At 72.1% G+C, this 21,499-nt stretch carries 17 protein-coding genes; 3 read left to right on the plus strand and 14 right to left on the minus strand.

Going from position 1 to position 21,499, the window contains the following annotated elements; genetic code table 11:
• From ACFVYL_RS13770 to ACFVYL_RS13780, 3 genes are all read right to left on the minus strand, one after another.
• On the minus strand, positions 1-681 hold the full coding sequence (locus tag ACFVYL_RS13770; protein ID WP_361722062.1) for an AIM24 family protein: 681 nt from the start codon (positions 679-681) through the stop codon (positions 1-3).
• An 11-nt stretch (positions 682-692) separates the two neighbouring features.
• Positions 693-2,387 carry a TerD family protein gene (locus ACFVYL_RS13775; RefSeq protein ID WP_389715282.1) on the minus strand — a complete coding sequence of 565 codons (1,695 nt, stop codon included), beginning with the start codon at positions 2,385-2,387 and terminating at the stop codon, positions 693-695.
• Positions 2,388-2,528: 141 nt separating this feature from the next.
• On the minus strand, positions 2,529-3,152 hold the full coding sequence (locus ACFVYL_RS13780) for a M48 family metallopeptidase (RefSeq protein ID WP_389715283.1): 624 nt from the start codon (positions 3,150-3,152) through the stop codon (positions 2,529-2,531).
• Between the two features lie 211 nt (positions 3,153-3,363).
• On the opposite strand from ACFVYL_RS13780, the gene ACFVYL_RS13785 reads away from it, so the two are divergent.
• Entirely contained in the window at positions 3,364-4,506 is a 1,143-nt protein-coding gene (locus tag ACFVYL_RS13785; protein WP_389715284.1) for a ThiF family adenylyltransferase, read from the plus strand.
• 41 nt (positions 4,507-4,547) lie between these two features.
• Entirely contained in the window at positions 4,548-5,975 is a 1,428-nt protein-coding gene (locus tag ACFVYL_RS13790) for an ABC1 kinase family protein (protein ID WP_389715285.1), read from the plus strand.
• 13 nt (positions 5,976-5,988) lie between these two features.
• Here the strand turns inward: ACFVYL_RS13790 and ACFVYL_RS13795 are convergent, their stop codons facing one another.
• From ACFVYL_RS13795 to ACFVYL_RS13815, 5 genes are all read right to left on the minus strand, one after another.
• Complete coding sequence (locus ACFVYL_RS13795; RefSeq protein WP_389715286.1) at positions 5,989-6,180, minus strand: hypothetical protein; 192 nt, start codon at positions 6,178-6,180, stop codon at positions 5,989-5,991.
• 145 nt (positions 6,181-6,325) lie between these two features.
• Positions 6,326-6,649 carry a hypothetical protein gene (locus ACFVYL_RS13800; protein WP_389715287.1) on the minus strand — a complete coding sequence of 108 codons (324 nt, stop codon included), beginning with the start codon at positions 6,647-6,649 and terminating at the stop codon, positions 6,326-6,328.
• On the minus strand, positions 6,646-7,014 hold the full coding sequence (locus ACFVYL_RS13805) for a WhiB family transcriptional regulator (RefSeq protein WP_389715288.1): 369 nt from the start codon (positions 7,012-7,014) through the stop codon (positions 6,646-6,648). The genes ACFVYL_RS13800 and ACFVYL_RS13805 overlap by 4 nt, the downstream gene beginning before the upstream one ends.
• 169 nt (positions 7,015-7,183) lie before the next feature.
• The gene (locus ACFVYL_RS13810) at positions 7,184-7,525 is read right to left on the minus strand and encodes a hypothetical protein (RefSeq protein ID WP_389715289.1); all 342 of its coding nucleotides are present in this window, start codon (positions 7,523-7,525) and stop codon (positions 7,184-7,186) included.
• A 163-nt stretch (positions 7,526-7,688) separates the two neighbouring features.
• Positions 7,689-9,953 carry an ATP-dependent DNA helicase UvrD2 gene (locus tag ACFVYL_RS13815; protein ID WP_389715290.1) on the minus strand — a complete coding sequence of 755 codons (2,265 nt, stop codon included), beginning with the start codon at positions 9,951-9,953 and terminating at the stop codon, positions 7,689-7,691.
• 93 nt (positions 9,954-10,046) lie between these two features.
• On the opposite strand from ACFVYL_RS13815, the gene ACFVYL_RS13820 reads away from it, so the two are divergent.
• Positions 10,047-10,289 (plus strand): mycoredoxin, encoded by a 243-nt coding sequence (locus tag ACFVYL_RS13820; protein ID WP_389715291.1) that lies wholly within the window; start codon positions 10,047-10,049, stop codon positions 10,287-10,289.
• Positions 10,290-10,471: 182 nt separating this feature from the next.
• Here ACFVYL_RS13820 and nudC read toward each other — a convergent pair whose 3' ends face one another.
• The 6 genes from nudC to ACFVYL_RS13850 form a co-directional block, all read right to left on the minus strand.
• Positions 10,472-11,419 carry an NAD(+) diphosphatase gene (gene nudC / locus ACFVYL_RS13825; RefSeq protein WP_389715293.1) on the minus strand — a complete coding sequence of 316 codons (948 nt, stop codon included), beginning with the start codon at positions 11,417-11,419 and terminating at the stop codon, positions 10,472-10,474.
• Between the two features lie 90 nt (positions 11,420-11,509).
• Positions 11,510-12,913, minus strand: coding sequence for a dipeptidase (locus tag ACFVYL_RS13830; RefSeq protein WP_389715294.1), 1,404 nt, complete (start codon positions 12,911-12,913; stop codon positions 11,510-11,512).
• A 10-nt stretch (positions 12,914-12,923) separates the two neighbouring features.
• On the minus strand, positions 12,924-16,556 hold the full coding sequence (locus ACFVYL_RS13835) for a UvrD-helicase domain-containing protein (RefSeq protein WP_389715295.1): 3,633 nt from the start codon (positions 16,554-16,556) through the stop codon (positions 12,924-12,926).
• 83 nt (positions 16,557-16,639) lie between these two features.
• On the minus strand, positions 16,640-17,338 hold the full coding sequence (locus ACFVYL_RS13840) for a hypothetical protein (RefSeq protein WP_389715296.1): 699 nt from the start codon (positions 17,336-17,338) through the stop codon (positions 16,640-16,642).
• A gap of 96 nt (positions 17,339-17,434) precedes the next feature.
• Complete coding sequence (locus ACFVYL_RS13845; protein ID WP_389715423.1) at positions 17,435-20,818, minus strand: ATP-dependent helicase; 3,384 nt, start codon at positions 20,816-20,818, stop codon at positions 17,435-17,437.
• A 194-nt stretch (positions 20,819-21,012) separates the two neighbouring features.
• Positions 21,013-21,498, minus strand: a complete 486-nt coding sequence (locus ACFVYL_RS13850; RefSeq protein WP_389715298.1) for an MGMT family protein — start codon at positions 21,496-21,498, stop codon at positions 21,013-21,015.
• Between the last annotated feature and the right edge of the window lies 1 nt (position 21,499).

Here is a 21,499-nt window from a genome sequence, read left to right on the forward strand (position 1 = left end):
TCAGCCCCGTGCTCGGAGACGGTCGGTGCTGTCCTCGCTGGGCTGTACGACGACGATGCCCTCTCCGGAGAAGCCCATCTGGTAGGCCTCGCCGCTGCCGCGCCCAATGAGGGAGCCGGCCTTGAAGCTGCGCTTGCCCTTCACCTTCAGGTTCGGGGACCAGGCGATCAGGGCGTCCGGATCGACATACGTCTCGTCCTCGCCGCGGCCGCAGTCGACCACGATCGGGGTGCCGCGGGAGGTCAGCGCGACCCAGCCCTGGCCGGAGATCTTGATGTTCCACAGGCCCTGTCCCGCGAACTTGGCCATGCCCTTGACCCGCTCGACGCCCCACTGGAGAGACGCGTCGAAGGCGAGCAGGTTGGTGCCGTTCACCGAGAGGGAGTCACCCGCCAGGTTGATGACGACGACATCCGCTCCGTAGTCGGCCAGGTAGAGGAGGCCGTCTCCGGAGCACTTCATCAGGGGCGCGCCCTCGCCGGTCATCCACTCGCGCGCGACCTGACGGACGGCGGGCGGATTCGGCTCGTACTGCACGAACCCTTCGTAGGCGACCATCGAGCCCACGCGCGCGAAGAGGTCGTTGCCGGTCTGCATGGCCACCTTGACCATGTGGTGGCCGTGGTTCTCCATGCGGGTGGCGACGGGTGCGGGAGCAAAGCCCGCGAGTTGCTGATTCATGACGGGCTCCCTCAGACCTCGTACGGCTGGACGACGATGAAATTGCCGGGTGCGCCACGGAACTGGAGATTCACGCTCTCCCCCGTGGAGCCCGCGTAGGCGTTGCTGCGCAGCCGTACCTGGCTGGAGACGATCGCCTGCGCGGCGGCCGACCAGGCGACGACGGCGTGGCAGTCGGCGAACGTCGTCGGCGTGACGGGCAGCACGACGGGCACGCCGTGGGTCTTCACGATGATCGTGCCGGTGCCCTGGAACTGCATGACGAACAGGGCGCCGCCGGGGATCCCGTGCCCCTCGATCCTGCGCACCTCGTGCTGCAGGCTCTCGTCGAACGCGAGGACGTTCTCCGCGGAGACGCAGATCGCGTCACCCTGGAGCTCGATGGGATGCAGGTGGGTGCCCTCTTCGGCGAGGAAGACCTGGCCCCGGCCGGAACAGCGCATCAGCTGCATCTCCTGGCCGGTGGAGTTGCCGACGATGCGCCCGGCGAAGCCCGCGCCCTTGTAGCTGAACTCGACCTTGCCCTGGTAGAGCACCATGCTGCCCTGGCGGGCCAGGATCGGCTGGTCGGCGACGCCCAGGTCGACGCGGACCAGCTTCTCGTTCTGCTGCGTCCAGCGCTGGCCGGTGGGGGCCTCGCGGTACTTCTGCAGGGCGGCGGCCACACCGGCACCCTGCGGAGCCGCGCCCTGCGGGGCGGCGGGCTGGCCCGGGAACTGGCTACCCGGAGGCTGCTGACCGTAGCCGGGAGGCATCGGGGCCCCGGGCTGCTGCCCGTACCCGGGGGGCATCGGGGCCTGCGGCTGCTGGCCGTAGCCCGGCGGCAGGGGCGCGGTCCCGCCGGGAGCCTGCTGGCCGGGGACCTGGCCGAACTGCGGCTGCTGCGGGGGCTGCTGGCCCGGCTGGCCGTACGGCGAAGGGGGCGGCGGAGGCGGGACGGGGCCGCCCGGCGGCTGGTTCAACGGGGCGACGACGGTCTGCGCGGCGTGCACCGACGGGTCCGCGGGAGCGGGCGGCGCCGTGGCGCCCTGGGGCGGCGCGAAGTGCTGCGCCGGTGCGGGCGCCTGGGGCGGCGCGGCGGCCGCCGGGGCACCGAACGCGGGCGGGGCCGCGGCCTGCGCCGGCGGTGCGAAGGAAGGAGCGGCGCCCTGCGGCTGCTGAGGGGCGGCGGGCTCCTCCTCGGCGACCTCGCCGCCGAAGTTCTTCAGGAGCGCGTCGAGTCCGCCGTCGAAGCCCTGGCCGACCGCGGCGAACCGCCAGACGTCCTTCAGATAGAAGTCGCCCAGCATGACGGCGCGCTCCGTGGAGAACTCCGCGCCGTTGAAGGCGTAGCGCGCGACTTCCTCGCCGCCCGCGACGATGCGGATGTACCCGGAGGCGACCTGCGACATCTGTCCGGCTCCGTCGACCGTCGCCGTGAACGACAGCCGCTGGATCTGCTGCGGGATGCGGTCGAGCGTGACGCGGAAGGACTCGCTGTCGCCCGCCTGCGCGCCGAGGAGCTGGATCGACTCCTCGGGCGACTTCGGCTGGTTGAAGAAGATGAAATAACGGTCGTCCGAGAGCCGTTCGCTCGCGTCCAGGCCGAAGCAGCTGATGTCGAAGGTCAGCCCGGGGGCAGAGATCTGTACGCCGACGTACAGGTCCGTGCCCGGAGTGAGATCACTGATCTTGGCCTTGTGGCCGCGTTGGAATTCCCTGGCCATACGTAACGACCGTCCCCCATCCCGAATGTGAATACGTCGCGTCAGGCTAACCGCAAAGTCTGACAGCGAACGAAGCCGGTACAGACCCGCTACACAACCCTCGAGGTCCGGCGAACATTCACTCCGCGCGGTCGCGGACGTTCACTCCTCGCGGGCGGCGGGAAGGTGCGGCAGCCTGCTCGCCGCGACCACTCCTTCGAGGTACCCCCTGGCCCGCTCGGTACGGGGGTAGGCCTCAAGGAGGCGCCAGAAGCGGGGGCCGTGACCTGGGACGAGAAGGTGGGCGAGCTCGTGGACGAGAACGTAGTCCACGACGTATTCGGGCATGCCCTGCAGCCGGTGCGAAAGGCGGATGCTGCCCTCCGCCGGCGTGCAGGAGCCCCACCGGGTGTTCTGGTTCGTGACCCAGCGCACCGAGGCCGGTCTGGGGCGCCCTTCGAAGTACTGCTCCGACAGCTGCCCGGCGCGCTCGGCGAGCTCCGTGTCGCCGAGGAGCCGCTTGCTCTCCTGGGCCGCGAGCTTGTCGAGCATGACATTGACCCAGCGCTGCTCCTCCGCCTCGGACATCCGGGCGGGGATGAGGACGACCGTGCGGTCGCCCTCCCGGTACGCGGAGACCGTTCTGCGACGGCGCGCACTCCGTCTGACCTCGACCGCGCTGGTCGCCGCGCCGGACGGCGCCGGGCTGGTCGTGCTGCGCTGCGGAGTTCCGGCGCGACGCGCTGAGGTCTCCCCAGCGACGCGAGAGGACGGGTCGGCGGGCACGCCCCGACGTTACCCGCTGGGCATAGGGGAAGTCCCGCCTCCGGGACGGTTCGGCGCCGTTCCGCACCCCGCGCGTTTGATTAGTACGACGAACACCCTCCGCCTGTGGACAACGCGACGCAAGAGTCCGGCGATGCGGGCATTCTGGCAATCGATCGGCGCGGCGGACGGGACCGCGCCGACCGGCCGACGGGGGACGACCATGCGTCTGATGCATCCGATGGTGAAGCCGGCGCTCCGGCGTGGCTGGCGGGACATGAGCACCGTGCAGTTCGGCGTGGCGCCCGCGCACGCCCTGGTGCTCGGCCCGATGGACACGGCGACGAGCAGCTTCCTGACCCTCCTTGACGGCACCCGCGGGCTGCCGCTGCTGCGCGAGGAGGCACGGCGGATGGGGCTGCCCGACGGGCACGTGGACAGACTGCTGGGAGAGCTCTCGCGCGCCGGGCTCCTCGACGACTCGACGGGCGGCGGAGCGGCGGCCGACTCCCTGCGCGAGCGGGAGGAGGTCATGGAGCGGCTGCGGGCCGACGTGGCGTCGCTGTCGCTCCTGTCGCCCGAGCCGGGCGGTGCGATCGCGAAGATGGCGGCGCGTCGGGCCATGCGGGTGCGGGTCCGGGGCGCCGGGCGGGTGGGCACGGTCGTGGCCTCGGTGCTCGCGGCCGCCGGAGTCGGCCGGGTCGATGTGCTGGACGGCGGACATGTGCGGCCGTGGGACGTCGCACCGGGCGGCCTGCCCGCGGAGTCCGTCGGGGAGCGCAGGGACACGACGGCCCGTCGGATCGTGCGGCGGTCGGCGCCCGGCCGACCGGTCCGGCAGCCTCGGCAGCCGGCTGAGCCGGAGGGGACAGCGGGCCTGTCCCTCGTGCTCATCACCCCGAGGGACGGTCTGGATGCGTATGCTCCCGCGCCCGCCGCGGCAGAGGAACTCCTCGCCTCGGGCACCCCCCATCTGTACGCCGGAGTGATCGAGGGGACGGGTGTGGTGGGCCCGCTGGTTCTGCCGGGGGCGACCGCGTGCGCCGAATGTCTCTTCCGGCAGCGCACGGATCGCGACCCCACCTGGCCCCGGATGCTGGCCCAGTGGCGCTCGGGCCACGCCCGGCAGGTGCCCGCGTGCGATGTGGCCCTGTCGACGTCGGTCGCCGGGCTCGCGGCGGGGCACGCCCTCGCCTTTCTGGACGGGGAGCCATCGGCCTGTGCGGGTGCGCGCTGGCAGGCTGCCGTGCCCGGATTCGAGTGGCGCTCGAGCCCGATTTGGGCCCATCCATCATGCTCTTGTGGGGCGGCGGTGTCCGTTAGGGGGGATCGGCCCACCGCTGGTTCGGAGCCGCACGCAACAATGGCCGGGTAACCGCCTGAGAGGGCGCGGCTGTCTGGGACTTGGAGGGGCGCATGTCTGATCTTCCCCGGAAGGCGGTCACCCGTACCGCCAAACTGGCCGCGCTGCCACTCGGCTTCGCGGGGCGCGCGACCTGGGGGCTCGGCAAGCGGATCGGGGGCAAGTCCGCGGAGATCGTCGGGCGTGAGCTGCAGCAGCGCACGGCCGAGCAGCTCTTCAAGGTCCTCGGTGAGCTGAAGGGCGGTGCCATGAAGTTCGGGCAGGCGCTGTCCGTCTTCGAGTCAGCGCTGCCCGAGGAGATCGCGGGGCCGTACCGCGCTGCGCTGACGAAGCTGCAGGAAGCGGCGCCTCCGATGCCTACCAGCACCGTGCACTCCGTCCTCACGGAGCGTCTCGGAGCGGACTGGCGCGAGTATTTTCTGGAGTTCGAGGACAAGCCGGCGGCCGCCGCGTCCATCGGTCAGGTGCACCGGGCCGTCTGGACGGACGGTCGTGAGGTCGCGGTCAAGGTGCAGTACCCGGGAGCGGGCGAGGCGCTGCTGTCCGACCTCAACCAGCTCGGACGGTTCGCCCGGCTTCTGGGCCCGCTGATTCCCGGGATGGACATCAAGCCTCTCATCGCGGAGCTGCGGGACCGGGTGTCGGAGGAGCTCGACTACGGCTTGGAGGCCGCGGCCCAGCAGGCGCACGCCGAGGAGTTCGCGGACGACCTCCACGTGGTGGTGCCCCAGGTGGTGCACCAGAGCGACCAGGTCCTGGTCACCGAGTGGATGGACGGGACCCCCCTGTCGAAGGTGATCTCGGAAGGCACGCAGGAACAGCGCGACCGGGCGGGACAACTGCTGGCCCACTTCCTCTTCTCTGGTCCGGCCCGCACCGGACTGCTGCACGCCGACCCGCACCCGGGCAATTTCCGCCTGCTGCCCGACGAGGAGAACGGCTATCGCCTGGGGGTCCTCGACTTCGGCACGGTGGACCGGCTGCCCGACGGGCTGCCCCCGACCATCGGCACGTCCCTGCGGATGACGCTGGCGGGCGAAGCCGACGCGGTCTACGACATGTTGTGCGAGGAGGGCTTCGTCAAGGAGTCCGTCGATCTTGAGCCGCAGGCGGTGCTCGACTACCTGCTGCCGATCATCGAGCCCATGGCCGTCGACGAGTTCACCTTCACCCGTGCCTGGATGCGCAAGCACGCGGCACGGCTGGCCGATGTCCGCTCCCCCGCCTACCAGTTGGGCCGGTATCTGAACCTGCCCCCGGCGTATCTGCTGATCCACCGGGTGACGGTGAGCACGATCGGAGTGCTGTGCCAGCTGGGCGCGACGGTGCGGATGCGGGACGAGCTGGAGGAGTGGCTGCCCGGTTTCGTGGAGGAGACCGAGGAGCTCAGGGACTCCGAGGAGCTCACGGAGTCGGAGACGCTCACGGAGTCGGAGGAGCTGGTCGAGGCTCGGGAGGGCGGCGCGGCGGCGGAGGCCTGAGCCACGGAGAGGCTCACCACCAAGCGGAGTCGAGGCGTCCTTCGATGGCTCTGATGTTCTCCCGTGCGCAGGCGTCGCAGAAGTAGCGGCGGGCGCCGTTCTCCACGGAGCAGGTCCAGGTCGGTGGCATGCCCTCGGCGACCGCACCGCAGCGGCAGCACACGAGATTCCCGGTCTCCTGGGGCTGGGGATTCTGCTGGTCCACCCGGTGACCATAGCGCCGTACCGGGAAGATCGGGGAGCACAACGCACCACGGGGGGCGGTCCGTTCGGACCGCCCCCCGTGGACGTCTGTCAGGGTGCCGAGCCGCGTCGGCGGCGCTTTCGGCGTGACATCTGCTGCGTGGCTCCTACTGCATGACCGCGATGGCGAGCGCGCGCCGGGCACGCAGCGAGGCGCGCTCCGCGCGGCGCTGCATGCGGCGGGCCGCCAGCAGGCGCTCGGCCGGGCGTTGGGCCTCGGCCTCGCGCAGTCGTTCGTGCATATGCGCACGAGCCATGGCTTCTGGGATGAGTTGCATCTCGCGGGTCCTGTTCTGGCGCGCGACGTGCGCACCGGTGGTGGTGAAGTCTGTGGTGGCGGAGCCGGCGGGCTCACGCGTGGCTGCCTTCATCGGGGCCTGTTTCTTGGGGTCGTGCGTCAGGGGGCGGTCGATGGTTCCGGCGGTGCTCATGCGGCGACCGGGTTCTTGCGCGGGCGACCACGGGGCCGCTTGCGGGCAACGACGACACCCTGGACGAACAGCTCGCCGCCCCAGACGCCCCACGGCTCACGCCGCTCCTTGGCGCCGGCGAGGCAGGCTTCCATCAGCGGGCAGGTCCGGCAGAGGGACTTGGCGTACTCGACGTCGGCCGGGGACTCCGCGAAGAAGACCTCCGGGTCGTAGGCACGGCAGGGAACGGGTACGCCGAGGTTCTCGATGGCGTCGTCGAGCGCGGTGAGCGCAGTCAGGGGGGTCAAGGCCGGGTCCTCCGTGGGTGCGGGCGGGGGGAGCGTCTGTGAAGGCGGTACGGACGGGGCGTGCGCTTCGAGTTGCACGGTGGTGTTTTCCTCGTCTGGTCGTGCCGGCCTGGGTCGGCCGGTTGGCGGCTGGTACCGGGCTTGCTGTCGGCCCCTTCGCTCCGTTCTCCCTGTTCTGGGGAAAACAGAAGGGCCGCGGATCCCGGGTGGGGTTCCGCGGCCCTGAAGGCGCCTGTCTGATCGAGGATCAGACTGGATCACTCCAGGGTTCGAGCCCACGGAAGGCCCACATCGTGTGGTGCTGCGTCGTCTGCTTCCGGAATCCGGCACCGGCTGCCGCAAAGGCATAGGCCTGGGCCTGCGCCTCCGCTACTGCTGCTTCCGGTGCCTTGGTCGGTCGCTCATTGCCCCCATTGATCTCGCGGACGGGAAGACCGGCGAGAGGCAGGGAGGCGGACATCGGACGGGAGGCGGGGATGCCGCCGGACAGACCGGTGCCCTGGTTCGAGAAGCCGAGCAGGCAGGAAGCGACGACCGAGCGATCGGTCATTTTCGCGGTGCTGATGAAGCTCTCGTTGATGCTGATCACTGGAATCGCCTCCTCTCGGCGTCTAGGGGTTCGGTCGGAACCGAACCTGCGGACTGACAAGTACAGCACGGAACCGGGGCTTCGGAGAAGCCCGCCGTTTCCGTGTTAAGAACCTATGGGTCTTCCTTGCGCATGCGCAAACTATTTTTTCGACGAGTTTGAATCATTCTTCCTCGGCGCCCCTTACACGCTCCTGACCTGTGCACATGGCAAGGACGTCGGCGCCGAACCGGTGAAACTTGCGGACGCCGACCCCCGGGATCCGGGCCAGCTCGCCCTCGTCCTCCGGCACGGCCTCCGCGATGGCGATCAAGGTCTTGTCCGTGAAGACGCAGTAGGCGGGCTGTCCCAGCTCCCTCGCCTGGCCGGAGCGCCACTCCCGCAACCGTTCGTAGAGCCCCTCGTCCATGTCGGACGGGCAGTCCTCGCACCGCATGAGCTTCATCTCACCCGCCTCGGTGAGGGTCCTGCCGCAGACCCGGCAGCGGGCCGGCGTACGGATCTTGCGCTGACGGCGGCCCGCAGCGGCCACGGTCCCGCCGCCGCTGCCGCGCTCGACACCACCGGGACCACCGCCCGCGGCGCGGGCCGCGGAGCCCGTCCCGGATCCGGGACGCAGCCCGTCCAGGAAGCGGCTGGGACGGCGGCTCGGACGGCCCCCCGGCGAGCGGGAGAGCGCCCAGGAGAGCGAGAGGTGGACGCGGGCGCGGGTCACGCCCACATAGAGGAGACGACGCTCCTCCTCGATCTGCTCGTCCGTCTTGGCGTACGTGATCGGCATCATGCCCTCGGCGAGGCCCACGAGGAACACGGCGTCCCACTCCAGGCCCTTCGCCGCGTGCAGCGAGGCGAGCGTGACGCCCTCGACGGTGGGCGCGTGCTGGGCGTTCGCCCGCTCGTCGAGCTCGGCCACCAGGTCGGCGAGGGTCGCCTCCGGTCTGGCCCGCGCGAAGTCCTCGGCGAGCCGCACCAGCGCGGCCAGCGACTCCCAGCGGTCGCGGACGGCCCCGGAGCCCGCGGGCGGCTCGCTCGTCCAGCCCTTCGTGGAGAGCACGGCGCGCACCTGGGAGGGCAGGTCGACCACGTCGTCGAGGAGGGCGTCGTTGCCCCCGAAGCGGGCCGCGCCGCGCAGGGCCGCGCCCGCCTCGCGCACCTCGGTGCGCTCGAAGAACCGCTCGGCACCGCGCAGCTGGTAGGGCACGCCCGCGTCGGCGAGCGCCTGTTCGTAGATCTCCGACTGGGAGTTCGTGCGGAAGAGGACCGCGATCTCGCTGGCGGGGACGCCGTCGGCCATGAGGGCGCGGATGCGGCGGGCGGCGCCCTCGGCCTCGGCCGGCTCGTCCACATACTCCGTATAGACCGGTTCCGGGCCGGGATCGCGCTGGGAGATCAGCTCCAGGCGGTGGTCGGCGGCGCGGCCGCGGGCCTGGGAGAGCAGGCCGTTGGCGAGGTGGACCACCTGGGGGGTGGAGCGGTAGTCACGGACCAGCTTGACGACCGTGGCCCCGGGGTGGCGGGTGCGGAAGTTCAGCAGGTGGTCGGGGGTCGCGCCGGTGAAGGAGTAGATCGTCTGGCTGGCGTCGCCGACGACGCAGAGGCTGTCCCGCTCGCCGAGCCACAGCTCCAGGAGGCGCTGCTGGAGAGGGCTCACGTCCTGATATTCGTCGACCACGAAGTGCTGGTACTGGGCGCGGATCTGTTCGGCGATGTCGTGCCGGTCCTGGAGGATGCCGACGGCGAGCAGCAGCACGTCCTCGAAGTCGATGACGGCGCGGTCGCGCTTGAGGTCCTCGTACGCGGCATAGAGCTGGGCGATCTCGGCGGGGTCGCGCGGGACGTCCCGGCCCGACTTGGCGGCGGCGGCCGCATAGTCCGCGGGGACGGTCTGGGTGACCTTGGACCACTCGATCTCGCTGGTGAGGTCGCGCAGCTCGTTGCGGTCGAGCCGGATGCGGCAGGCGGCCGCCGCGTCCGCGACGAGCTTGATCTTGCGGTCGACGATCCGGGGCAGCGGGCCGCCGACCGCCTTCGGCCAGAAGAACTGGAGCTGGCGCAGGGCGGCGGAGTGGAACGTACGGGCCTGGACGCCGGAGGCGCCGAGCTGGCGCAGGCGGCCGCGCATCTCGCCCGCGGCGCGGTTGGTGAAGGTGACGGCCAGCACGCTGGCGGGCTGGAGCATCCCGGCCCGCACCCCATAGGCGATCCGGTGGGTGATCGCCCGGGTCTTGCCGGTGCCGGCGCCCGCCAGGACACACACCGGCCCGTGCAGGGCGGTGGCCACCTCGCGCTGTTCCGGGTCGAGCCCGTCGAGCACCGCGTCGGCAGAGTCCGGGACCTGCGGGAAGAGGGAGGAGTGCGTTGCTGATGTCACCCTGCCATGCTGCCAGGTCGCAGGAGGCGGCTGAGCCGGTTGTCCACAGGGCAGCACCTGCGGTCGTACTAATGCGGGAATGGTGGCTGGGTCGCGTACGTTCGATCCATTGCGAACACGCACCCCGAGCGACGAAGGAGCACGAAAGACATGCCGGGCACTGTGACGATGTACAGCACCACGTGGTGCGGCTACTGCCGCCGCCTCAAGGGCCAGATGGACCGCGAGGGCATCGGGTACACCGAGATCAACATCGAGCAGGACCCGGACTCGGCGGCCTTCGTCGAGAAGGCGAACGGCGGAAACCAGACGGTTCCCACCGTCCTCTTCCCGGACGGCTCGACGCTCACGAACCCCTCGCTGGCGCAGGTCAAGCAGAAGCTGGACGTCTGAGGGCCTGTCTTTGAACCCCCGTCGTCCGCGCGAAGCGTGGGCGCAGCGGCGGCCGGTGCGTGCGATCAGCGTGCGGAGCCTCAGGTCATGTGGCGGAGCCACCTGTCCTGGGGCTCCGCACGCCGAGCGTGCGTGCCGGCCGCCGGGGCGCAGGCGGGGGTTCAAAGACAGGCTCTGAGGGCTCAGCCCACGGTCCCGGGCTTCGGCAGGGGCTTGCCGTACCAGAGCTCGATCAGCCGGGCCGCAATCGAGATTCCGTAGGGAGGCAGGACCTCTCCGGACTCGAATGCGGCCCGCAGGTCTTCGCGGGAGAACCAGCGGGCCTCCTGGATCTCCTCGCCGTCGACGTTGATCTCCGAGGAGGTCGCGTCGGCCATGAAACCGAGCATCAGGCTGGAGGGGAACGGCCAGGGCTGGCTCGCGACGTACTCGACGTCGCCGACCGTGACGCCCGCCTCTTCGAAGACCTCGCGCCGTACCGACTGCTCGATGGACTCCCCCGGCTCGACGAAGCCCGCGAGGGTGGAGAAGCGGCCCTCGGGCCAGTGCACCTGGCGGCCGAGGAGGATGCGGTCCTCGCTGTCCCTGACCGCCATGATCACGGCGGGGTCCGTGCGCGGGTAGTGTTCGGCGCCGCAGGCCTGGCAGCGGCGGATGTGGCCCGCCGCCGCGATCACGGTGCGCTCGCCGCAGCGCGAGCAGAATCGGTGCAGGCGCTGCCAGTTCTCCAGGGCGACTGCGTGCACCAGCAGGCCCGCGTCCCGGGGGGAGAGCAGGAGCCCCGCCTCGCGCAGCCCGGCCGGGCGGGCCGACTGGTCCATGCGGCCCGGCAGGCCGTCCTTCTGGAGCGCGAAGTAGCTGACGCCGTCGTCGTCCGTGCCCAGGAAGTAGCGGTGCTCCTCGGTGAGGGGCGCCTCGAAGGCAGGCGTCATCACCAGTTCGGTCCGGCCCTCGGGCGTCTCGTCGATGAGCGCCTGGCCACCGGAGACCACGAAGACCCGGGTCGTGGGGTGGCTCCAGGCCGCGGCGAGCCACGCCTCGTCCATGCGGTGGTGGGCCGCGCGGTCGATGCCGCTCGCGGCGGTCAGCGAGACGGGGCGGCCTGCGGTGCGGTCGGTCCAGGTGGTCACAGGTGCTTCCAACTCCCCCGATGGAATGGATGGTTCAGCAGGGCGTGCGGCAGGACGTGTTCGGCGTCCGGTGGGGCCACGACGGGGTCTTCAGTGTGCATCGCGCCAGTTCTCCGCGAGGTCGCCCCACAGGTGTGCCGTCGTCTCGACACCCTTCAGGAGCAGGTCGATCTCGACCTTCTCGTTCGGCGCGTGCCAGCCGTCGGAGGGGACGGAGATGCCGAGGAAGAGCACGGGGGCGGCGAGCACGTCCTGGAGGTCGGCCGCCGGTCCGGAACCGCCCTCACGCGTGAAGCGGATCTGCTGCCCGAAGGCGCGGCCCATCGCCCGCACGACGGACTGCAGGGCTGGGTGGTCGAGCGGGGTCAGGCACGGGCGCGTACCGGCGCTGAAGGTGACCGTGTGGCGGATGCCGGCGGGGACGCGGTCGGCGGCCCAGGCGCGCACGGCCTGCTCCACGCGCTCCAGCTGCTGCCCCGCGACGAGCCGGAAGGACAGCTTCACGAAGGCGGACGACGGGATGACCGTCTTGCTGCCCGCGCCCTGATAGCCGCCGCCGATGCCGTTGACCTCGGCGGTGGGGCGGGCCCAGATGCGCTCCAGGGTGGTGTGCCCGGCCTCGCCGTGGGTGCCGTGGGACTTGGCCGTGCGCAGCCAGCGCTCCTCGTCGAAGGGCAGCTCGGCGAAGAGCTCGCGCTCGCGTTCGGTGAGCTCGGTGATGCCTTCGTAGAAGCCCGGTATCGCCACGCGCGCGTGATCGTCGTGGAGGGCGGCGACGAGGCGGGCGACCTCGGTGGCGGGGTTCGGCACGGCGCCGCCGAAGGAGCCGGAGTGGATGTCCTGGTCGGGGCCGTGCAGTTCGATCTCGCACTCGGCGAGGCCGCGCATGCCCGTGCAGACGGTCGGGGTGTCCTCCGACCACATGCCGGTGTCCGACACGATCACCGCGTCGGCGGCGATGCGGTCCCGGTGGGCCTCGATGAGGGCGCGGAAGTGCGGGGAGCCGGACTCCTCCTCACCCTCGACGAGCAGCTTGAGGTTGACCGCGGGCGCCGTGCGGCCGGTGGCGGCGAGGTGGGCGCGGACGCCGAGGGTGTGGAAGAAGACCTGGCCCTTGTCGTCGGCCGCCCCTCGCGCGTGCAGGCGGTTTCCCCGGACGACGGGTTCGAAGGGCTCGGTGTCCCAGCCGTCCTCACGGGCCGCGGGCTGGACGTCGTGGTGGCCGTAGACGAGGACCGTGGGGGCCTGCGGATCGTCGGAGGGCCATTCCGCGAAGACGGCTGGCGCCCCGGGCGTCTCCCAGATCTCCGCGACCGGGAAGCCGGTCTTCCTGAGCTGAGCGGCGAGCCATTCGGCGCTGCTGCGCACGTCCCCGGCATGGTCGGGCTGGGCCGACACGGACGGGATGCGCAGCCACTCGGCGAGGTCGTCGAGGAAGGCGGCGCGGTGGTTCTCGATGTACGTGCGGACGGCGCTGTCCGGTGTCTCGCTCATGGTCACGAGCCTATCCGCCATCCGGGGTGGTCTCGTCCGGCGGCTCGTCGCCCGGCGCACCGGCCGGTTCCTCCAGGAGGAGGCGCTCCAGCTGGGCACGGCCCGGCAGGTTCCCCGGGCGGGCGGTCTCCCCGCTGCGTACGTAGAGGAAGGCGGCCTTCACCGACTCCAGGGGGATGCCCTGCTGCTCGGCCCAGGCAAGTCGGTACACGGCGAGCTGCAGGGGGTCGGCGGTGCGGGTACGGCTGGTCTTCCAGTCGACGATCTCGTACGTGGTGTCGGCGCCGTCGCCTTCCTTGTAGACGGCGTCGATGCGGCCCCGGATGACGCGGCCGGCGATCACGAACTGGAAGGGGACCTCGACGCGGTGGGGCGCGCGGTGGGCGTACTCGGTGCGTTCGAAGGCCTCCTTGAGGGCTTCCAGGTCGCGCTCGTCGGCGATCTCGGCCTCGTCGGGGCCGCCGCCCGGCAGGTCCTCCGGGGGGAGCATCGGCAGGGTGAGTTCTTCGAAGCGGGATTCGATCCAGGCGTGGAAGCGGGTGCCGCGGCGGGCCGCGGGCTGCGGCGGGCTCGGCATGGGCCGGGCCAGGTCCCGCGCGAAGCCCTCGGGGTCGGCGGCCAGGCGCATGAGCTCGGACGCGGTGAGCGAGGGTGGCACCGGGATGTCCCTGACGGTTTCGCGGGCGCGCAGGAGCTCGCCGGTCAGGGCGTCCAGGTCGCGGTCCCAGGAGGCGAGGGTGCGCGCCTCCTCCGGGGTGAGGCGGACGCCGAGCTCCCCCGCGCCGGGCTCCGCGGGGGCGGGGCGGCTGTTCGGGACGTGGTCGGCCGGGTGGGGCAGGGCGTCGGGCGCGGCTGCGGGGGGCGGCACGCGTACGTGGCCGCTCTCCTGCGGGGCGTCGGGGTGCGCGGATACGGCGCCCGACGTGTCCGCGGGGTGCGGGAGCGCCGGGCGCCGTGTCGCCAGCGCGTCCCAGTCCGCCGGGTCGGCGGCGGGAAAATCGGCCTCTCCGTAGGGAGGCTCGTCATCCTCCGGAGGGGGCGGCCATTCCGGGTCGTCGGCCGGGGCCACGTCGTCGTACGCCGCCGGGTGGGCCTCTTCGTGGGAGCGGGCGAGCTCCGGGGCGTCCTCCCCCGTCAGGCGGTCCAGATGGGCGAGGACGGTCTGCGCGGCGGTGCGGCGGCGGGCCATGGAGTCGTCGTCGAGCGGGAGCGGCCACGCCTGGTCGGCGGTGGCCTCCCCCAGGGCGGGGTTCTCCTCGTCCTCGGCCGGCTCGTCCGCCCAGGCCTCGATCTCGCCGTGGCCCGCCGCGCAGTGGTCGTGCAGGGCCTGGAGGAAGTCCGAGGGGCCGCGCGGCTTCTTCTGGGAGGGGCCCCACCAGTGGCCCGAGCCGAGGAGCAGGGAGCGCGGGCGGGTGAAGGTCACGTAGCCGAGACGGAGTTCCTCGGTGCGCTGGTGGTCCTTCATGGCTTCGTGGAAGGCCTTCATGCCCTTGGCGTCCCACGCCTCGATGTCGGGCAGGGTCGCCGCGTCGCCGCGCAGTTCGTGCGGGACGACCTTGGCCTGGGCGGTCCACTTCTCCCGGCCCTGCGCGCTGGGGAAGACGCCGCTGACCAGTCCGGGGACGGCGACGACGTCCCACTCCAGGCCCTTGGACTTGTGGGCGGTGAGCACCTTGACGGTGTTCTCGCCGCCCGGCAGGGCGTTGTCGAGGCCCTTCTCGTACTGGGCGGCGGTGCGCAGGAAGCCGAGGAAGGCGAGGAGTGTCGCGCCGTTGTCGTTCGCGGCGAAGGAGGCGGCCACGTCCAGGAAGTTGGAGAGGGTCTCGCGGCGGCGGGCCGCCAGAGCGCCCGGTGAGGCGGAGAGCTCGACCTCCAGGCCCGTCACGGCGAGGACGCGGTGCAGCACGTCCATCAGCGGGTCGGACAGCGAGCGGCGCAGCTCGCGCAGTTCCGCGGCGAGACGGGCGAAGCGGACCCTGGCCTCGGCCGAGAAGGGCAGCCCGTCGTCCCCTCCGGAGGCGTCGGCCGGTTCGAGGGGGGACTCCAGGAAGGTGTCCAGTGCGTCCGCGAGCGATATCACCTCGGCGGGGTCGACTCCCTCGACGGCTTCGGCGAGGCGCCGGTCCGGGTCGTCGGGGGCGACGTGTCCCGGTCGTACGAGGAGGCGGGCGCGGCGGCCGAGGAGGGCGAGGTCGCGGGCGCCGATGCGCCAGCGCGGACCGGTCAGGAGCCGCACCAGGGAGGCGTTGGCCCCCGGGTCCTGGAGGACCTCGCAGACGGCGACGAGGTCGGCGACCTCGGGGAGGTGGAGGAGTCCGGAGAGGCCGACGACCTCCACGGGGATGTCGCGGGCCACGAGCGCGCCCTGGATCTCGCCGAAGTCCGTCGCCGTGCGGCACAGAACGGCGATCTCACCGGGCGCCTTGCCGGTGCGGACCAGGTGGGCGATCGAGTCGGCGAGCCAGTCGATCTCCTCGGCGTGGGTGCGCAGCAGGGCGCAGCGCACCACGCCGTCGCGCTCGGCGCCGGGCGCGGGCCGCAGGGCCTCCACGCCCGCGTGCATGGCGCGCAGGGGCTCCGCGAGGCCGTTGGCGAGGTCCAGGAGGCGGCCGCCGCTGCGGCGGTTCTCGCTGAGCGCGTGGCGGGCGGCGGGGCGGCCGTCGGCGTGTGCGAAGTGCTCGGGGAAGTCGTCGAGGTTCGCCACCGAGGCGCCGCGCCAGCCGTAGATGGCCTGGCAGGGGTCGCCGACCGCGGTCACCGGGTGGCCCGTGCCGCCGCCGAACAGGCCGGACAGGAGGATGCGCTGGGCGACCGACGTGTCCTGGTACTCGTCGAGGAGTACGACGCGGAATTCGTCGCGGAGGATCTCGCCGACTTCCGCGCGGGTGCGGGCCAGCGTCGCGGAGAGGGCGATCTGGTCGCCGAAGTCGAGGAGGTCGCGGGAGCGCTTCGCCTCGCGGTAGTGGCCGACGAGCTCGGCCAGTTCGAGCCGGGCGGCCGCCGTCTCGGGGACCTTGCGCAGGTCGGCGTTGGAGAGCTTGGCGCCCTCCAGGGCCTGCAGCAGTCCGGTGTCGTACGCGCGGAGCCGCTCGGGGCGTACGAGGTGTTCGGCGAGCTCGCTGTCGAGGCTGAGGAGGTCGCTGACGAGGTCGGGGAAGGACCGGGTGAGGGCGGGGTAGGGCCCGGGGGCCTCGCGCAGCACGCGTGCGGCGAGCTGGAAGCGGGTGGCGTCGGCGAGGAGGCGCGAGGTCGGTTCGAGGCCGATGCGCAGGCCGTGGTCGGTCAGGAGGCGGCCGGCGAACGCGTGGTACGTGGAGATGACCGGCTCGCCGGGCGGGTTGTCCGGGTCGACCGCGTCGGGGTCGGTGACGCCCGCCCTGACGAGGGCCTGGCGCACGCGCTCGGCGAGCTCCCCCGCCGCCTTGTTCGTGAACGTCAGGCCGAGGACCTGCTCGGGGGCGACCTGCCCGGTGCCGACCAGCCACACCACGCGGGCCGCCATCACCGTCGTCTTGCCCGAGCCGGCGCCGGCCACGATCACCTGCGGGGCGGGCGGCGCGGTGATGCAGGCCGTCTGCTCCGGGGTGAAGGGGATGCCGAGGAGCTCCTTGAGCTGCTCGGGATCGGTGAGGCGAGGTGACACGTCAGAGAGGCTAGCGGTGGCCACTGACAACCGGGACGGGTCAGGCTACGAGCGGCCACCGCACGCTCATGGGAGGCGTGGGGTCAGGAGCCCGCGGCCAGCTTCTTCGGGTCGACGACCTGGTCGGCCGGCGGGGCCTTGACGTCGACGGCCTTGCCGTAGTCCTGGAAGGTGACGGTGCCCGGGCCGTCGGTGCCCTTGTTCACGACCTTCAGGAAGTAGGGCTTGCCCTCCATCGCGACGTAGAAGGTGGTGGTCTCGTCCTTCTTCGTGCGGGTGAGGACCGCGGCCTTCTGGCCGGCGACCTCGGCGTCGTCCTCGCGCTTCAGCTTCTTGAGGTTCTTGTTGCTGAACATGTTGTCCGGGTTGCAGACGGCCTTGCCCCCCTTGTTGGGCCGCTTCACCCAGCGGCCCTTGAGGAGTTCCGCCGTGGCGCCGCCGCCCTGGGCCTCCCAGAACTTGTCGTCACCCTTGGAGTACGAGAACTCGCCGGAGGACAGGAACTCGGCCTTCCCCATCTTGGCCGAGCCCATCGTGCCCTTGCAGTCACCGGACTCGGCGACCGCGAACTCGATGTCGCTCACCTCGCCCTTCTGCTTCATCTGGCCCTTCATGCGGTAGGACCCGGCGTCCTTGGACGCCTTGGACGCCTTCTCAGCGATCTTGTCGGCGCTCATGCCGTCGAAGGGGTCCTTGTCGCCGTCGCTGCTGCAGCCCGTCATGCCGATGACGGCGGCGGCGCAGGCGACTGCCACTGCCAGGAGCTTCCGGTTGGCTGCCATATACGCGTACTCCTCAAAAAGGTGCGCCTCGGGCGGCGCACAGCAAGTTCTTACGGTGACTTTAATTCGCCCACGTGGGTGCCGTGTCCCCCGGGGCTACTCCACGACCTGGCGGCCCTCCGGACGCGCGCTGCACGACGCCCGAAACGCGCAGTGTGTGCAGTGCTGGCCGGTGGTGGGAGTGAAGCGTTCGTCGAGGACCTTGCCCGCGGCCGTCGCAAGGAGGTCGCCGATCCACTCCCCGGAAATGGCCTCCTGGGCCTGCACCTTCGGGAGGGCGTCGCCGCCGTTCTTCTTGGCGGCGCCCTGGCGCAGCTGCACCAGTTCGGCGCCGCCCGGTTCCGGACGTACCCCTTCGAAGAGGTCGTCCGCGGCGCCTTCGCGGACCGCCAGCTGGTAGACGGCGAGCTGCGGGTGGCGGGCCACCTCGGCGGAACTGGGGGCCTGCTTGCCTGTCTTGAAATCGACTACGTAGGCACGGCCTTCCGCGTCCCGCTCGACACGGTCCATGGAGCCGCGCACCCGCACTTCGTAGGAACCTGCTTCCAGAGTCACGTCGAAGCCGTGCTCGCTGGCGACCGGGGTACGGCTCGCGCGGTCCATCACATGCCACTGGAGGAAGCGCTCCAGCGCCGCACGCGCGTGCTCCTTCTCCTGCGCCGACTTCCAGGGCGCGTCGAACGCGAGCGCGTCCCACACCGAGTCGAGGCGCTCCATGAGGACGTCGAGGTCGGCGGGGGTACGTCCGGAGGCGACCTCGTCGGCCAGTACGTGCACCACGTTGCCGAAGCCCTGGGCGGCGGTCGAGGGAGCGTCCGCCTTCACCTCGCGGCCGAGGAACCACTGCAGGGCGCAGGTGTTGGCGAGCTGGTCGAGAGCGCTGCCGGAGAGCACCACAGGCTTGTCCCGGTCCCGCAGCGGGACCTCGCTCGCCGTCGGTTCGTACATGCCCCACCAGCGGTAGGGATGCGCGGCCGGTACGAGGGGGCGGCCGTCGGCGTCGCTGAGCGCGGCGAGGCGGGCCAGGCGCTGGGCCGCCGCCTCGCGCAGGGTGTCGGAGACGCGCGGGTCGACGGTGGTGGCGCGCAGCTCCGCGACGAGCGCGGCGACGGAGAGGGGGCGGCGCGGGCGGCCCGTTATGTCCTTGGGCTCGACGCCCAGTTCGGTGAGGAAGCGGGAGGGCTGGTCGCCGTCGTCCGCGGCCGCCTTCACCGCGGTCACGACGAGGCGTTCACGCGCGCGCGTGGCGGCCACGTAGAACAACCGGCGTTCTTCGGAGAGGAGCGCTCCGGGAGTGAGCGGCTCGGCGAGGCCGTCGCGGCCGATGCGGTCCGCCTCCAGGAGGGAGCCGCGGCGGCGCAGGTCGGGCCAGAGGCCCTCCTGGACGCCCGCGACCACGACGAGCCGCCACTCCAGGCCCTTGGAACGGTGGGCCGTCATCAGGCGTACGGCGTCGGGGCGGGCCGCCCGGCGCGTGAGCGTGTCCGCGGCGATGTCCTGCGCCTCGGTCTCCTCCAGGAAGTTGAGGGCGCCGCGACCGCCCGTACGCTCCTCCGCGCGGGCCGCGGCGGCGAACAGGGCGCACACCGCGTCGAGGTCACGGTCGGCGTTGCGTCCGGCCGCGCCGCCGCGGCGCGCGGTGCGCTCCAGACGCCTGGGCCAGGGCGTGCCGTCCCACAGCTCCCACAGCGCCTCCTCGGCGGTGCCGCCGCCCGCGAGGCGCTCACGGGCCTTGCGGAGCAGCGCGCCGAGGCGCTGGGCGCCCCGGGCGTACGTCGGGTCGTGCGCGACGAGGCGCTCCGGCTCGGCGAGGGCGCGGGCCAGCAGCTCGTCGGAGGAGGGCGGCACGTGGTTGCCCGCCGCGCGCTCCTCCTCGCGCAGGGCGCGGCCTAGGCGGCGCAGGTCGGCGGCGTCCATGCCGGCCAGGGGCGAGGTCAGGAGGGTGAGCGCGGTCTCGGTCTCGAGCCAGGCGGGGACGGTGCCCTCGTAGGCGGCGCTCCCGGAAGCAGCACCTTCGGAGGTAGCACCTTCGGAGGTAGCACCTTCCAAGCCGATGCTTTCGGAGACGGCACCCTCGGAGACACCATCCTCGGAGACAGCACCCTCGACCGCCCTCGCCACCACCCGCAGCGCCGTGAGCAGCGGTGTCACCGCGGGCTCGTGGCGCAGGGCGATGTCGTCGCCGTCGATCTCCAGGGGGACGCCCGCCGCGCTGAGGCTGCGGCGGACCGCGGGGATCGTGCGGGCGCCCGCACGGACCAGGACCGCCATGTCGCCCCAGGGGACGCCGTCCTCCAGGTGGGCGCGGCGCAGGATGTCCGCGATGTTGTCGAGCTCGGCGCCGGCCGTCGGGTACGTGTACACCTCGACGCGGCCGCCGTCCCTGACCGGTGCCAGCTCCCGGTGGGCCCGCACCTTCTCCGCGGGCAGTCTGGTCAGCGGCATGCGCCGGGTGAGGAGCCGGGTGGCCTCCAGGAGCTGCGCGCCCGACCTGCGGGACGTCCTCAGGACCTCGACCGGCGCCGGGGTGCCGTCCGCGCGCGGGAAGTCGTGCGGGAACTCCAGGATGCCGTTCACGTCGGCGCCCCGGAACGTGTAGATCGACTGGTCGGGGTCGCCGAAGGCGACGAGTGTGCGGCCGCCCCCGGCGAGCGCGTGCAGCAGCCGCACCTGCGCCGGGTCGGTGTCCTGGTACTCGTCCACGAAAACGGCGTCGTACTGCGCGCCGAGCGCTCGCGCCACCTCGGGCCGGCGCGCGAGCAGCACCGCGCGGTGCACCAGTTCCGCGTAGTCGAGCACTCCTTGCAGGTCGAGTACGTCCAGGTACTCGGCGAGGAAGGCCGCCGCGGCGCCCCAGTCGGGCCTGCCGCTGCGGCGGGCGAAGGCGTCCAGGGCATCCGGGCCGAGGCCCAGCTCACGGCTGCGGGCGAGCACGGCGCGCACCTCGTCGGCGAAGCCGCGCGTGGTGAGGCAGGCGCGCAGCTCGTCGGGCCAGCGGATGTGCCCGTGGCCCTCCTGCGCGAGGTCGATCTGGCCCGCGAGCAGTTCACGTACCGCCACGTCCTGCTCGGGACCCGACAGGAGGCGCAACGGCTCCACGAACAGGTCGGCGTCCTGGTGGGCGCGGACGAGGGCGTAGCAAAAGGAGTGGAAGGTCGTGGCCTGCGGAGCGCGCGCCGCCCCTATGCGCAGCGCCATGCGGTCACGCAGCTCCACCGCGGCCTTGCGGCTGAAGGTGAGCACCAGGATCCGCCCGGGGTCCCCGCCTTGGGCGACGCGCTCGGCGACCGCCTCCACGAGCGTGGTCGTCTTGCCGGTGCCGGGCCCGGCCAGGACCAGCAGGGGCCCGCCCTTGTGGTCAACCACACCGCGCTGACCTGCGTCCAAGCGGGGAGGAGCCAACGGTGCCGGCGGCGTACGCACCAGTCGGTAGACATCCCGGCTCCCCTGTCGTACCTGGTGGTGCGACGGGTGCCGGATGTGCCGAGTGGAAGAAGGGGAACTCACGTGGGTCGCCGGTCCTGGTGGGTGTGCTGGTCTCGGAGCGGCTGCACGGTGGCAGCGGGGTGAAGGGGATGTGTGCTGTCGACGCTACGCCAGTGGGCGCACAGGACGCGTGGCTTCCCCCGTACGGGCCACCGGTCCCCCGCCGGACCGCCGGATGCCGGAAGCTGTCAGGTGTGAGCCTCCGGAGCCTGCGGGCGAGCGTCACCCGCGGCGTCGCTTTCCCCGGCGCCGCCGGCCACCGTGCATCCGATCACCACGCCATCGACAACCGCCTCGTCGGCCACCGCGCCGCCGTCCCACCGCGCCTGCCGCATGTCGAGCTTCGGAACGTGCCCCTGGGCGGCGCGCGACGCCTGCCTCAGGGGTGTGCCCTCCTCCCGGTACCGCTCCAGGGCCCGCAGTTCGCTGCCCGGCAGCAGCACGCCGTCCGAGCGGACCACACGCCACCACGGAACGCCCCCTCCGTAGAGGGCCATCACGCGTCCGACCTGGCGCGGACCGCCTTCCTCGAGCCACTCGGCGACGTCCCCGTACGTCATCACCTTCCCCGGAGGGATCAGCTCGGCGACCTCGAGGACCCTTTCCGCGTACTCCGGCAGTGCCTGCCCCGCATCGTCGGGCCGTGCCTGTCCCGTTCGGCTCTCCTCGCTCATC

Source organism: Streptomyces sp. NPDC058308 (assembly GCF_042880275.1).
Lineage (GTDB): Bacteria > Actinomycetota > Actinomycetes > Streptomycetales > Streptomycetaceae > Streptomyces.

Excerpts from the sequence above, each read along its gene's own strand:
- ACFVYL_RS13770 (WP_361722062.1), bottom strand. The coding sequence starts at position 681 with ATGAATCAGCAACTCGCGGGCTTTGCTCCCGCACCCGTCGCCACCCGC.
- ACFVYL_RS13775 (WP_389715282.1), bottom strand. The coding sequence starts at position 2,387 with ATGGCCAGGGAATTCCAACGCGGCCACAAGGCCAAGATCAGTGATCTC.
- ACFVYL_RS13785 (WP_389715284.1), top strand. The coding sequence starts at position 3,364 with ATGCATCCGATGGTGAAGCCGGCGCTCCGGCGTGGCTGGCGGGACATG.
- ACFVYL_RS13790 (WP_389715285.1), top strand. The coding sequence starts at position 4,548 with ATGTCTGATCTTCCCCGGAAGGCGGTCACCCGTACCGCCAAACTGGCC.
- ACFVYL_RS13800 (WP_389715287.1), bottom strand. The coding sequence starts at position 6,649 with ATGAGCACCGCCGGAACCATCGACCGCCCCCTGACGCACGACCCCAAG.
- ACFVYL_RS13820 (WP_389715291.1), top strand. The coding sequence starts at position 10,047 with ATGCCGGGCACTGTGACGATGTACAGCACCACGTGGTGCGGCTACTGC.
- ACFVYL_RS13830 (WP_389715294.1), bottom strand. The coding sequence starts at position 12,913 with ATGAGCGAGACACCGGACAGCGCCGTCCGCACGTACATCGAGAACCAC.
- ACFVYL_RS13840 (WP_389715296.1), bottom strand. The coding sequence starts at position 17,338 with ATGGCAGCCAACCGGAAGCTCCTGGCAGTGGCAGTCGCCTGCGCCGCC.
- ACFVYL_RS13850 (WP_389715298.1), bottom strand. The coding sequence starts at position 21,498 with ATGAGCGAGGAGAGCCGAACGGGACAGGCACGGCCCGACGATGCGGGG.